The organism is Melissospora conviva, assembly GCF_049523535.1.
Taxonomy (GTDB): Bacteria; Actinomycetota; Actinomycetes; order Mycobacteriales; family Micromonosporaceae; genus Melissospora; species Melissospora conviva.
This window is the reverse complement of record NZ_JBLLDT010000003.1, coordinates 136,457-149,061: the sequence shown is the minus strand read 5'-3', so window position 1 is coordinate 149,061 and position 12,605 is coordinate 136,457. Positions and strand designations below refer to the sequence as shown.

Annotated in this window: 16 protein-coding genes; 2 read left to right on the top strand and 14 right to left on the bottom strand. The window is 72.3% G+C overall.

Annotation, left to right across the window (positions count from 1 at the left end; translation table 11 throughout):
• Window positions 1-8: 8 nt before the first annotated feature.
• Together ACK8GG_RS10135 and ACK8GG_RS10130 are read left to right on the top strand one after the other, a co-directional pair.
• Window positions 9-950: a tyrosine recombinase XerC gene (locus ACK8GG_RS10135; protein ID WP_440356156.1), complete on the top strand. Its 942-nt coding sequence runs from the start codon at window positions 9-11 to the stop codon at window positions 948-950.
• 50 nt (window positions 951-1,000) lie between these two features.
• The gene (locus ACK8GG_RS10130) at window positions 1,001-2,191 is read left to right on the top strand and encodes an aminotransferase class V-fold PLP-dependent enzyme (protein ID WP_440356155.1); all 1,191 of its coding nucleotides are present in this window, start codon (window positions 1,001-1,003) and stop codon (window positions 2,189-2,191) included.
• Here the strand turns inward: ACK8GG_RS10130 and ACK8GG_RS10125 are convergent.
• From ACK8GG_RS10125 to ACK8GG_RS10060, 14 genes are all read right to left on the bottom strand, one after another.
• Window positions 2,116-2,772, bottom strand: a complete 657-nt coding sequence (locus tag ACK8GG_RS10125) for a M23 family metallopeptidase (RefSeq protein ID WP_440356154.1) — start codon at window positions 2,770-2,772, stop codon at window positions 2,116-2,118. The genes ACK8GG_RS10130 and ACK8GG_RS10125 overlap by 76 nt on opposite strands.
• 177 nt (window positions 2,773-2,949) lie before the next feature.
• Complete coding sequence (locus ACK8GG_RS10120) at window positions 2,950-3,273, bottom strand: DUF2469 domain-containing protein (RefSeq protein WP_440349957.1); 324 nt, start codon at window positions 3,271-3,273, stop codon at window positions 2,950-2,952.
• Complete coding sequence (locus tag ACK8GG_RS10115; RefSeq protein ID WP_440349956.1) at window positions 3,270-4,085, bottom strand: ribonuclease HII; 816 nt, start codon at window positions 4,083-4,085, stop codon at window positions 3,270-3,272. The genes ACK8GG_RS10120 and ACK8GG_RS10115 overlap by 4 nt, the downstream gene beginning before the upstream one ends.
• Window positions 4,079-4,546, bottom strand: coding sequence for an NUDIX hydrolase (locus ACK8GG_RS10110; RefSeq protein WP_440356153.1), 468 nt, complete (start codon window positions 4,544-4,546; stop codon window positions 4,079-4,081). The genes ACK8GG_RS10115 and ACK8GG_RS10110 overlap by 7 nt, the downstream gene beginning before the upstream one ends.
• 47 nt (window positions 4,547-4,593) lie before the next feature.
• The gene (gene lepB, locus ACK8GG_RS10105; RefSeq protein WP_440349954.1) at window positions 4,594-5,217 is read right to left on the bottom strand and encodes a signal peptidase I; all 624 of its coding nucleotides are present in this window, start codon (window positions 5,215-5,217) and stop codon (window positions 4,594-4,596) included.
• Window positions 5,214-6,101, bottom strand: a complete 888-nt coding sequence (gene lepB, locus ACK8GG_RS10100) for a signal peptidase I (RefSeq protein ID WP_440356265.1) — start codon at window positions 6,099-6,101, stop codon at window positions 5,214-5,216. The genes lepB (ACK8GG_RS10105) and lepB (ACK8GG_RS10100) overlap by 4 nt, the downstream gene beginning before the upstream one ends.
• Window positions 6,102-6,354: 253 nt before the next feature.
• Window positions 6,355-6,711, bottom strand: a complete 357-nt coding sequence (rplS, locus tag ACK8GG_RS10095; RefSeq protein WP_440349953.1) for a 50S ribosomal protein L19 — start codon at window positions 6,709-6,711, stop codon at window positions 6,355-6,357.
• 138 nt (window positions 6,712-6,849) lie between these two features.
• On the bottom strand, window positions 6,850-7,623 hold the full coding sequence (gene trmD / locus ACK8GG_RS10090) for a tRNA (guanosine(37)-N1)-methyltransferase TrmD (RefSeq protein ID WP_440349952.1): 774 nt from the start codon (window positions 7,621-7,623) through the stop codon (window positions 6,850-6,852).
• A gap of 77 nt (window positions 7,624-7,700) precedes the next feature.
• Window positions 7,701-8,261, bottom strand: a complete 561-nt coding sequence (gene rimM / locus ACK8GG_RS10085; protein ID WP_440349951.1) for a ribosome maturation factor RimM — start codon at window positions 8,259-8,261, stop codon at window positions 7,701-7,703.
• Entirely contained in the window at window positions 8,261-8,494 is a 234-nt protein-coding gene (locus tag ACK8GG_RS10080; protein ID WP_440349950.1) for an RNA-binding protein, read from the bottom strand. The genes rimM and ACK8GG_RS10080 overlap by 1 nt, the downstream gene beginning before the upstream one ends.
• Window position 8,495: 1 nt before the next feature.
• Complete coding sequence (gene rpsP, locus ACK8GG_RS10075; protein ID WP_440349949.1) at window positions 8,496-8,993, bottom strand: 30S ribosomal protein S16; 498 nt, start codon at window positions 8,991-8,993, stop codon at window positions 8,496-8,498.
• Window positions 8,994-9,211: 218 nt separating this feature from the next.
• On the bottom strand, window positions 9,212-9,865 hold the full coding sequence (locus ACK8GG_RS10070) for a ribonuclease FAU-1 family protein (protein ID WP_440356152.1): 654 nt from the start codon (window positions 9,863-9,865) through the stop codon (window positions 9,212-9,214).
• Window positions 9,866-9,975: 110 nt separating this feature from the next.
• Window positions 9,976-11,382, bottom strand: coding sequence for a proline--tRNA ligase (proS, locus tag ACK8GG_RS10065; RefSeq protein WP_440349947.1), 1,407 nt, complete (start codon window positions 11,380-11,382; stop codon window positions 9,976-9,978).
• Between the two features lie 100 nt (window positions 11,383-11,482).
• Window positions 11,483-12,562, bottom strand: a complete 1,080-nt coding sequence (locus ACK8GG_RS10060) for an amidohydrolase family protein (RefSeq protein WP_440356151.1) — start codon at window positions 12,560-12,562, stop codon at window positions 11,483-11,485.
• Window positions 12,563-12,605: the final 43 nt, after the last annotated feature.

Genomic DNA, 12,605 nt, shown 5'->3' with positions numbered 1-12,605 from the left:
TGGATGTCGTGAGTCGACGGGAGCAGGGCACGCAGGCGCGGCACGCTGCGCTGCCGCTGCCACTGCGGGACGCGGTGGACGAGTTCGCGCGCCACCTGTCCCGGGTGGAGAACCGCTCGGCGCACACCGTGCGGGCGTACGTCACCGACCTGGTCTCCCTGCTCGACCACGCGGTCCGGATGGGAGTGGCCACGCCCGCCGAACTCGACCTGACGGTGCTGCGCAGCTGGCTGGCGAAGCAACGCACCTTCGGAGCCGCCCGCAGCACAATCGCGCGCCGCGCCGCCTCCGCCCGCACCTTCAGCGCCTGGGCGCACCGCACCGGTCTGCTCACCGCCGACGTCGCCGCGCCGCTGGCGAGCCCCCGGCCGCACCGGGAGCTGCCGACGGTGCTCCGCCCCGACCAGGCAACCACCCTCATCGAGACGCCCGCCGAGGACACCACCCCGGAGTCCCTGCGCGACCGGCTGCTGCTGGAGCTGCTCTACGCCACCGGCGTACGGATCAGCGAACTCTGCGGACTCGACCTGGCCGACGTGGACCAGGGGCGACGGGTCATCCGGGTGCTCGGCAAGGGCCGCCGGGAGCGGACCGTGCCATACGGCGTGCCCGCGGAGCGGGCACTGGACGAGTGGCTGCGCCTCGGGCGCCCCGAACTCCTCGGCCCGGCCGGCGGCCAGGCCCTGCTGCTCGGCGCCCGCGGCGGACGGCTGCACCCGACAATGGCCCGTCGCATCGTCGGTGACCGCGCCCGCGCCGCCGGTGTTCCCGCCGTCACCCCGCACGGGCTGCGGCACTCCGCCGCCACCCACCTGCTCGAAGGCGGCGCCGACCTGCGCGCGGTGCAGGAACTGCTCGGCCACTCCTCGCTGGCCACCACCCAGATCTACACACACGTCTCGGTCGAACGGCTGCGCGCCGCCTACCGGCAGGCCCACCCCCGCGCCTGACGCCACGAGCAGTCTCTCCCGGGTCCGTCCGGTCCCGTTAGGCTGGCCCGATGGAGACGCCGCAGCCGCCCGAACCGATCGCCGGCGCGCGGCTGCTCTTCTCCCTCGACCCGGCAGTCAGCCACCTCAACCACGGCTCCTTCGGTGCGGTGCCGATCAACGCCCAGCGCCTCCAGCAGCGGTTGCGTGACGAGGCCGAGGCCAATCCGCTTCGGTTCTTCACCGGCGGGCTCGTCGACCGGATCAGTCACACCCGGCGGCACCTGGCCACCTTCCTCGGTGCCGACCCGGAGGGCGCCGCACTCGTCGACAGCGCCACCGTCGGCACGGCCATCGTGCTCCAGTCGATCGGGCTGCGCCCCGGCGACGAGATCCTCCTGACCGACCACGGCTACGGTTCGGTGGCGCTCGCCGTCGAACGGGAGTGCGCGCGTACCGGGGCGACCGTTCGCAGCCTGCGGTTGCCGTTGGAGGCCGGCGACGAGGAGATCGTCCAGATCGTGCGCGAAGGCCTGCGGCCGGGCCGCACCGCGCTGCTCGTCGTCGACCAGGTCACCTCCCCCACCGCCCGGCTGCTGCCGGCCGCCGCGCTCGTCGCGCTGGCCCACGAGCACGGCGTCGCCGTCCTGGTCGACGCCGCCCATGCCCCCGGCATGCTCTCCACCCCGGTGAGCCACCTCGGCGCCGACTTCTGGGTCGGCAACCTGCACAAATGGGCGTACGCGCCCCGCGGCACCGCCCTGCTGGCCGTCGCACCGCAGTGGCGGGACAGACTGCAACCGCTGGCGGTCTCCTGGGAGCAGGCCAGCGGCTTTCCCCGGCGCATCGAATGGCAGGCGACCCGGGACTACACCCCCTGGCTGGCGGCACCGGCCGGCACGTACACGCTGCGCAGCCTCGGGCCGGAGCGGGTCCGGCGGCACAACGCCGCGCTGGCCGCATACGGGCAGGGGGTTGTCGCCGACGCGCTCGGTGTGCCACCGGCACAGCTGCCGTCCCCGGGCGGGCCGGAGGTCGCGATGCGGATCATTCCCCTGCCGCCTGGAATCGCGACGACCCGGGCCGACGCTGCCGCGCTGCGGACGACGATCTCCGACCGGCTCGCCACCGAGGTTGCCGTGAACGCCTGGGGCGGCCAGGGCTGGCTGCGCTTGAGCGCACAGGTCTACAACACGGCCGAGGAGTACGAACGCTTCGCACTGCGCCTGTCGCCGCTGCTGGCCCGCTTGCGGGGCCGCTGAACCACCACCGCCGCCCCGGTGCCGGCAGCGCCGGGCGACGCAGTGATCGGCAGCAGCCGCACCCGGCCCAACCCCAGCAGGGCGAGCGGGTCGAGATACTCCGCGCCACGACGCAGCCCCCAGTGCAGACAGGCCTCGACCGGGCAGCCGGTGTGGCCGGGCTCCAGCTCGCCGATGGGATCGCCGGTGACGACGCTCGCGCCCGCCACCAGCGCCGAGGTGACGGGCTCGTAGGTGCTCCGCAGGCCGCCGGCGTGAGCGATGCTGACGACCGGCCGGCCGGCCACCTGCCCGGCGAAGTGCACGACACCGGCTCCGGCGCTGCGGATCGTTGCCCCGACGGGGGCGGCCAGATCGACGCCGCGGTGCCCGGCCAGCCACGGCCGGGGTGGCGGGTCGAAGCGGCGGGTCACCTGCGGTGGCGCCGGCCGCAGCGGCCAGTCGTACCGGCTCGTGGGCGCGGTGGGACGGACCGGCGAACCGCCCGGATCAGCGGCCGCCCGGGCCACCGGCTCCGGCGGCAGGACGATGCTGATCAGCAAGGACAGGACGAGTGCCCGGCGACAGAGGGCGACGCACATGCGGCCCAGCGTCGGCCACTTGCCGCCGCCGTGGTCGCCGCCTCAGCCGGCCCTGTGGACAAGAGCCGGGCTGTGGAGAACGCGACGACATGCGGCAAAGCGTGGTAGGCCGCTCAGCCACGGAGTCCTGGCCGGCGGCCGGGTCGGCGCCGACGCGTACGCGTCGGGCCGGCGCGATCAGTTGGCGAAGCCGGTGTCCGTCGGCAGCGAGATGTCGGGCTTCTCAAGCTCCTCGACGTTGACGTCCTTGAAGGTCATCACGCGGACATTCTTCACAAAGCGCGCGGGGCGGTACATGTCCCAGACCCAGGCGTCGTGCATCTCGACCTCGAAGTAGACCTCGCCGTCGGAGTTGCGCACGTGCAGATCGACCTGGTTGGCCAGGTAGAAACGGCGCTCGGTCTCCACCACGTAGGAGAACTGGCGGACGATGTCGCGGTACTCCCGGTAGAGCTGCAGCTCCATCTCGGTCTCGTACTTTTCGAGGTCTTCGGCGCTCATCGCACTCCGCCTTCCATGAACACATCTTCCCCCACGGGCAGCGACTGCCGGGCAGGCTCGCCCAACGCCACGCCGACGGTACCCTCTGACGGGCGAGAGCGCTCCACTGGCTCTCGCCCGACCTGCTCCGGGGCCGGGCGGCGCTCGCGCGGCGGAAGCCCGGCCCGACCCGACACCTGCGCCACGTTGACGTACGAGAAGCGGTGCTCCTCACACGGTCCGCGCTCCCGCAGCGCGGCGCTGTGGTCGGCGGTGATGTAGCCCTTGTGCTCGGCGAAACCGTAGCCGGGGAACCGGCCGTCCAGCTCCACCATCAGCCGGTCCCGGGTGACCTTGGCCAGCACGCTCGCCGCCGCCACACAGGCCGCCACCTGGTCACCCTTCCAGACCGCCAGCCCCGGCACACCCAATCCGTCGACCCCGAAGCCGTCGGTGAGCACGTAGTCCGGTCCGGGGGTGAGCGAGGCCAGCGCCCGGCGCATCGCGGTCAGGTTGCACACGTGCAGCCCGCGGCCGTCGACCTCCTCGGCGCCGATCACCACCACCGCGTACGCCAGGGCCCGTTCCCGGACCGCGTCGTAGACACGGTCCCGGGCCGCCGGGGTGAGCAGCTTCGAGTCGGCCAGCTCCTCGATCTCGCCGCGCCGCCCTTCGGGCAGGATCGCGGCCGCGGCGACCAGCGGACCGGCGCAGGCGCCGCGGCCGGCCTCGTCGGCGCCGGCGACATGCCGGAAACCGCGGCGCTGCAGGGCGCGCTCCAGCGCGTAGAGACCGCCCTCCCGGCGGACGACGGTCCGCGGCGGGGTCAGCATCCGCTCTCACCTCCGTCGACGCGCGCCAACAGGTCGGGCAGCCCGGCCGGGTAGTACCGCTCGGTCGTCACCGCCAGCTCCCCCACCGGCCACCAGCGGTGGCCCTCGATGCCGGCCCGCTCGACAGCGGTGAAACCGGCGGTGTCGACCTCCCAGGCTCCCACCCGCAGCAGGAAGTAACTCTGCTCCTGCCGGTACCAGCGGCCGTCATAGGGGAACTCGGTCGACTCGTGCCAGACCGGCTCGCCCAACGCCGGCGGTTCGATCACCAGGCCGGTCTCCTCTGCCAGCTCCCGCGCCGCCGCCGACACCTCGGTCTCCCCCGGTTCCACGCCGCCGCCGGGGGTGAACCAGTAGCGGTGCTCGGGGCGCCCCGGGTCCCGGCCGGCGAAGAGCAGGACCCGGCCGGCCCTGTCACGCAGCAGCACCCGTGCCGCCCGGCGTGAGATGAAGGAGGTCACCGGTCAAGCCTAGGAGAGGGCCGGTACCGCGCCCACGGCGCCGACCATCACGAGTTGGGGATCGCCGAGTAGCCGTCGGGCACCGAGAGCCAGGTCGCCCGGTCGAACGGCCAGAAGATGGTGAAGGCCCGCCCCACCACGTCGTCGGTGGGGATCGTGGCGATGTTGATGTCCTCGTCGTACTGGGTCCACTGCTGAAGCGAGTCGCCCGAGGCCGAACGGTGGTCACCCATCACCCAGAGCCGGCCCGGCGGCACGGTGATGTCGAACTCGCTCTTGGCGGGGGCGTCACCCGGGTAGACGTACGGCTCGTCGAGCGGCTTGCCGTTGACGATGAGCCGGCCCTGGTCGTCGCAGCAGACCACGTGGTCGCCGGGGACACCGATGACCCGCTTGATGAAGTCCTCACCCTCGACGCTGTGGCTCCAGGTGTAGGGGGCCTTGAAGACGACGATCTCGCCCCGCTGCGGCTCACGGAAGTTGTAGACGAGTTTGTTGACAAGCACCCGGTCCCAGCGCTCCAGGGTCTGCTCCATCGACCCGGAGGGGATGTAGAAGGTCTGGACCACGAACGCGCGTACCAGCCACGCCACCAGGACCGCGACCACGATCAGGATCGGGAGTTCCCGCCAGAAGGATCCGCGGGGCTTGTCGGTCTTCTCGTCAATCACGACAGGAGCCTACGTTGCCGCGATGAACGGCACTGCACCGTACGCGCGGCCACGCCCGCCAGGACAGCCCCGGTGACCCCGCCGGGGATCGGCTCCGGCGCCGGCGGGGCGGCCGTTGCCTGTGCGACGGCGGCGTCCGGCACCTGGTCGAAGGTCTCCGGGACCGGCAGCCGGCTCCAGCTCGCCGAGGGCCAGATGACGGCGAAGGCGTGGCCGACGACGTTCTCCACCGGGACGGTGCCGTTGCAGCGGGAGTCCTGCGAGACCAGACGGTGATCGCCCATCACGAAGAGCTCGCCCTCGCCGACCAGCACCTCGTCGAAGCGGCGCGACAGGCACTCCATGCCGTTGGACGGGATCTCCAGCGGCGAGTTCGCCGGCACGTACGGCTCCTCCAGCGGCACCCCGTTGACGGTGATGCGGCCCTGCTCGTCGCAGCATTTCACCCGGTCACCGCCGACCGCGATGATCCGCTTGATGAAGTCCTTGTCGCCGGGGCGGCTGATACCGATCAGGTCGCCGAGGGAGCGGCCGAGGTTGCTGACGAAACCGGCGTCCGGGTCCGGGCCGAACTGCGGCGCCCAGGCCGGCGGGCCGCGGAAGACGACGATCTCGCCGCGGCGCGGTTCCCGGAAGTCGTAGACGAATTTGTTGACCGCCACCCGGTCGCCGACCAGCAGCGTCTGCTCCATCGAGCCGGAGGGGATGAAGAAGGGCTGCACGACGAAGGTGCGGATCAGGGCGGCGGCGCAGAACGCGATGACCAGCAGGATGGGCAGCTCCTGCCAGAGCGGCATCGGCCGGCGCCCGGACCGGCGAGGGCTCGCGGTGTCGTCGGCGGAGCGCTCCGCCGGCTCGTGGCCGGGTCGCTGCGTAGCGGGCATCGCCGACTCGTCTCCGGGTCGCTGCGTAGCGGGCATCGCCGGCTCGTCGTCGGACCGCTCGTGCGTCACCGCGTACTCCGATCCCACAGACGACACCACCGCCCGCGGACCACGGTGGTGGTCCGACGGGCGGTGGTTTGTGACGTCGTGCCGCCACCCGGACCGGCGGATCGCCGGGTACGCCGCACTGGTGCGCCGAGCCGGGCAGGCCGGGCAGACACAGTCAGCTCACGGGTGGCTGAGAATGCGCGGTTCAGCTGGGCTGCTTATCGCGCTTCTCCTTGATCTTGGCCTTCTTGCCCCGCAGCTCACGCAGGTAGTAGAGCTTGGCGCGACGCACGTCACCGCGGACGGCGACCTCGATGCGGTCGATCGCCGGGCTGTTCACCGGGTAGGTCCGCTCGACACCGACGCCGAAGCTGACCTTGCGGACCGTGAAGGTCTCCCGCAGGCCGGAGCCCTGGCGACGGATGACGACGCCCTGGAAGATCTGAACGCGGGAACGGTTGCCCTCGATGACTCGCGCGTGAACCTTGACGGTGTCACCGGCGCGGAAATCGGGGAGGTCGGTGCGCTGCGACTGGGCGTCAAGTGCGTCCAGGGTGTTCATCGCTGCATCCTTGGAGGCTAACGGCGTACCGGTGGTCGGTACGCGGATGGGTGATTCTGATCCCCGAGTGCGGCCGCTGGCGGCCCCGGCCGGAGATCCTCGCGCCCCCTCGCGGTGCAAGCGGGCGCGGCAACCCCTCTACTCTGCCATACCCTGCGACGACTGCGGAAATCCGGTCCCCTGCAGCGCCGCCAGGTCGTGCTTGTCGAAGGTCTCCGCCGGCATCGCGGCCAGCATGTCGGGACGGCGTCCGGCCGTCCGGCGCAGCGACTCGTCCCGGCGCCAGCGGGCGATGCGGCCGTGGTCGCCGGAGCGCAGCACGGCGGGCACCTCGTGTCCGCGCCAGAGCGGCGGCTTGGTGTAGACCGGCGCCTCCAGCAGCCCGTGGGCGTGGGACTCCTCGTCCAGGGAGCCGGCGTTGCCGAGCACGCCGGGCAGGAGCCGGGTCACCGCCTCCATGATCACCAGTACGGCCACCTCGCCGCCGAAGAGCACGTAGTCGCCGAGCGAGACCTCGGTGACGGGCATCCGTTCGGCCGCGTGGTCCAGCACCCGCTGGTCGATCCCCTCGTACCGGCCGCAGGCGAAGAGCAGATGCGGCTCGGCGGCGAGTTCGTGGGCCAGTGCCTGGGTGAAGGGCGCCCCGGTCGGGGTCGGCACCAGCAGCCGGGGCGCAGGGCCGTCGGCGGGGACGAGGGCGTCCAGCGCCTGCCCCCACGGTTCGGGCCGCATCACCATGCCGGGCCCACCGCCGTACGGGGTGTCGTCGACGGTGCGGTGCACGTCGTGCGTCCAGGTCCGCAGGTCGTGCACGTCCAGCTGCAGTGTGCCGCGGGCACGCGCCCGGCCGATGAGCGACAGCTCCAGCGGGGCGAAGTACTCCGGAAAGATCGACACGATGTCGACGCGCATGTCAGCCTCCACGCCAGGGGTCAACCGCGGATCAGCCGAGGCGGACCGGGGTCCGGCCGGCCGCGAGCCGGCCGGCGTCAGAGATCGAAGAGCCCCGGCGGCGGATCGGCGACGATCCGGCCCGCGGCGAGATCAACCTCGGTGACGATCGCGCTGACGAAGGGCACCAGCCCGGTCGCGCCGTCGGGACGGCGCACGACCAGCAGGTCCGAGGCGGGCGAGTGGTCGATCCGGGTGACCTCGCCGAGCACCTCACCGGCCGGGTCGACCAGGGTGAGCCCGACCAGCTGGTGGTCGTGGAACTCGTCCGGGTCCTCCGGATCGTCGATCTCGGAGCTGTCGACCCAGAGCAGGGTGCCGCGCAGCGCCTCGGCGACGTTGCGGTCGAAGACGTCGGCGAAGACGACGAGCATCCGGCCCTGGTGCCAGCGGGCGGACTCGATCTTCAGCTGCTCCGGGACGCGGAACGGCACACCGTCATCGGCGGCCTCTCCGGCGGGAACGGGGCGCGTCCCCGGCTCGGTGCGCAGCACCGAGCCGGGGACGAAACGTGCTTCAGGCTCATCGGTCCGCACTTCCACGGTTACCTCACCGCGGATCCCGTGCGGTTTGCCGATCCGGCCGACGACCAGGAGCATCAGTACGAATCAACAATGTCGACGCGCACGCCCCGGCCACCGATGGAGCCGACGACCTGACGCAGTGCCTTGGCGGTCCGTCCGGACCGCCCGATCACCGTGCCGAGATCCTCGGGGTGCACCCGCACCTCGAGCCGCTTACCCCGGCGGGAGTCGACCATCCGGACGCGCACGTCGTCCGGGTTGTCGACGATTCCCTTGACCAGGTGCTCCAACGCCGGCCGCAGCGCCATGTCAGGCCTGCTCGCCGGCGTTCTCGGCCGGAGCGGCCTCGGCGGCGGGGGCCTCGGCAGCGGGAGCCTCGGCAGCGGGGGCCTCGGTCTTCTCGACCTTGTCGGCCTTCTCCGCCTTGGCAGCCTTCTTCGCCGGCTTGGCCGGAGCCTCGGTCAGGCCGGCAGCGGCCTTCGCCTCGGCCTCGTAGACCGCCTTGCGGTCGGCCCGCTCCGCCTTCATCAGCAGCGGCGGCGGGGCCGGCAGGCCCTTGAACTTCTGCCAGTCACCGGTCTTCTCCAGCAGACGCTGCACCGCCTCGCTCGGCTGAGCGCCGACGGAGAGCCAGTACTGGACCCGGTCCGACTTGACCTCGATAACCGAAGGGTCTTCCTTCGGCTGGTAGATCCCGACGAACTCGATCGCCCGGCCGTCACGCTTGGTGCGCGAGTCGGCGACGACGATGCGGTATTGCGGGTTGCGGATCTTACCCATCCGCAGGAGCCGGATCTTTACGGCCACAGTCTCTTCGCTCCTGTTGCGATTTCCATCAACCCGTACGGGTTGGTGGGCGGGTGAGCGCCGCACAGCGCAGTGGGGTTTGCGCCGACGACAACTCGGTGGACTGGCGACGTGCCCGGGTTAGAGGGCGCCGGTCACGTGCCGGATACCAGCTAGCCATTCTGCCAGACCAGCCCCCGATCCTTCACACCGGCTCGGCAACCGCCCCCGAAAGTCGGTCAGCGCACCGGCGGCCGGTCCCAGCCCGGCGGCAGCGACGGCGGATCCAGCCAGCCGGGGTCCGGGGTGAAGTCGCACCAGGTGCCGTCGAAGGGGAAGACTCCCGCCTCGACCTCTTTGATCACCCGTTCGCCCTCGGCGCGTACCGCGTCGGGGTCGGGGACCCAGTAGTCCCCGGGCCGGGCGAGCCGCTCGGCGAACTCGTCCTCGTCCTTCCAGCTCCAGCTCCGGTCGGCGTGCACGAACACGTCGAGGTCCTGGTCGACGATGTCGATCCCGGCCACCGGGCCGTCGTCCCAGCGCACGCCCGGCTCCTCGAGGTTGACGTACCAGGAGGAGAAGCGGTCGGTCAGCGGGTCCCGGAAGAACCAGACGGAGTGGGCGGCGCCGGCGGGCAGGAACTTGAGCAGCGGTGGCCCGTGCCAGGCGCCGGCCTTGAGACCGAACCCGCCGCTGCCCGCCCAGTCGACGAAGGGGACAGAGCGGATTCCCCGGCCGAAGGCGTCCACCTCGTTGACGATCGGGGTGTCCCGGGCCAGCCAGAGCAGCAGTCCCCGCTCGTCGTCGGCGACCACCCGGACCGGCCGTACCCAGCCGATCCGCCCGCGCCGCACATTGCGGTGCATGATCAACCGCCCACGGGCAAAACGCATGGTCGCCACGATAACAACGCCGCGGATGCTCGCCCGGTGCGGTCGCGGGCGAGCGCGGATACGCGGACGGCTCCCGTCCCCGGGTCGGGGCGGGAGCCGTCCGCGGTGGATCAGTAGGCGCGGGCCAGGATGGCGATCAGGTCGGGCTCGTCCTCGGACTGCGGCACGGAGCCGTCGGCGCGGACCAGGCAGCGCACCGTCACGCCCTGGCCGTTGGCCTCGGCCTCACCCTGCGGGCCGACCGCCGACCACGGCAGCCGGGCCCAGCCGGTGGCGGCCGCCTCGATCGCCTCGGCGAGCGTCGACACCTCGACGGTGCGCGAGGTGCGCAGCGCCAGCGCCTCGTCGTGCAGCGCCCGCTGGTCGGCGTCGAGCGCGGCGAGCACGTTCGCCACCACGTCGTCGACGGCGACCGGGGTCTTCGAGCCGTCGACCCGCCGGACCACGACGGCGTTGCCGGCGGCCAGGTCGCGGGGACCGACCTCGACGCGTACCGGGTAGCCCTTGAGCTCGGCGTCGACGGCGCGGCGGCCGAACGGGGTGTCGGTGCGGTCGTCCAGCGCCACCCGCACGCCGGCGTCGCGCAGCGCGTCCCGGAGCTTGCCGGCCGCCTCGCCGACTCCCTCGCCGTCCTTGACGACCATGACGTACGCCTGGATCGGGGCGATGCGCGGCGGCACCCGCAGCCCGTTGTCGTCGCCGTGGGTCATGATCAGACCGCCGAGCATCCGGGTGGAGACACCCCAGGAGGTGGTCCAGGCGTGCGCGACACCGCCGGTCTTGGCGGAGTAGGTGATGTCGAAGGCCTTGGCGAAGTTCTGACCCAGCTCGTGGCTGGTGCCCAGCTGCAGCGCCTTGCCGTCGCCCATCATGCCTTCGCAGGTGTAGGTGGCGGTGGCGCCGGCGAAACGCTCCCGGCTGGTCTTGAGCCCGACCACCACGGGGATCGCCAGCTCGCCGACCATGAAGTCCTGGTAGACGTCGTGCAGGATCCGCCGGGCGTACGCGCGGGCGTCGGCCTCGTCGATGTGGGCGGTGTGCCCCTCCTGCCAGAGGAACTCGCTGGTGCGCAGGAACAGCCGCGGGCGCAGCTCCCAGCGGACCACGTTGGCCCACTGGTTGAGCAGCAGCGGCAGGTCCCGGTACGAGTCGACCCACTTGGCCATGAACTCGCCGATGACGGTCTCGCTGGTGGGGCGCACCACCACCGGCTCGGCGAGCTGCTTGCCGCCACCGTGGGTGACGACCGCCAGCTCCGGCGAGAAGCCCTCGACGTGCTCGGCCTCGCGCTTGAGGTAACTCTCCGGGATGAAGAGCGGGAAGTAGGCGTTCTCGGCACCGGTGGCCTTGATCCGGGCGTCCATCTCGGCCTGCATGCGCTCCCAGATGGCGTAGCCGGCCGGTCGGATGACCATCGACCCCCGCACTGGGCCGTTGTCGGCCAGCTGTGCCTTGGCGATCAGGTCCTGGTACCAGCGGGGGAAGTCCTCCGCGCGGGGAGTGAGCACACGTGCCATGACCGCACATCCTATGCGCCCGCTTCGGGCCTGCCGCCATCGGCCGGGAAACGCCACGCGCGCCGGCCGCGAAACGCCGCGCGCAGCACGCACCGAGGGCTCAGCGCAGGACGCGGCCCTTGAGGACGATGCGCGACGGGCTGCGGACCACCCGCAGGTCGGCGCGGGGGTCCTGGTCGTAGACGACCAGGTCGGCCAGGCCGCCTTCGACCAGGCCGGGGAAGCCGAGCCATTCCCGGCCGCGCCAGGAGGCGGCGGCGAGCACGTCGACCGCGGACATCCCGGCCTGCTCGTGCAGCAGCAGCATCTCGTCGGCGGCCAGGCCGTGGTCGATCCCCCCGCCCGCGTCGGTGCCGACATAGATCGGCACCCCCGCCTCGTACGCCGCGCGGACCACCTCGGGGAAGCGGTCGCGCAGGGCGAGCATGTGGGCGGCGTACCCGGGGAACTTCGCCTCGGCCTGGGAGGCGATGCCACCGAAGGTGGCGATGTTGATCATCGTGGGGACGAGGGCGGTGCCGCGCCGGGCCATCTCGTCGATCAGGTCGAGGCTCAGGCCGGTGCCGTGCTCCACCGAGTCGACCCCGGCACGGACCATGATCTCCACGCCCGCTTCGGAGAATGTGTGCACCGCCGCGCGTACGCCCGCCGCGTGTGCCGCTGCGACGGCGGCGGTCATGGTGTCGGCGTCCCAGGCGGGGGCGAGGTCACCGGCGTCGCGTTCGATCCAGTCACCGACGATCTTGACCCAGCCGTTGCCGGCGGCCGCCTGCGCGGTGACGGCGGCGGCCACGTCGGCGGCGGGCACCTCGACGCCGATGTCGCGCAGGTAGCGCTTCAGCGGGGCGATGTGCCGCCCGGCCCGCGCCAGCCGCGGCATCTCCGGGTCGTCGTCGAGCTGCGGATACGGGTACGGCGAGCCGGCGTCGCGCAGCGCGAGCACGCCCGCGTCCCGGTCGGCGCGGGCCAGCGTCCGGGCCTGCTCCAGCGACTCGATCGGCCGGCCACCGCGGGCGATGCCCAGGTGGCAGTGGGCGTCGATCAGGCCGGGCAGGACGTACCCGCCGTCGGAGATCGTCTCGGCGCCGGGGACCGGCTCGAAGGTCACCCGGTCGCCGATGAGCCAGAGGTCGCGGACCTCGTCGTCGGGCAGGACCACACCGCGCAGATGCATCGCCATGTGCACAGTCCTACCGGATCACCGCGGCGCGGCGCGATGGAGG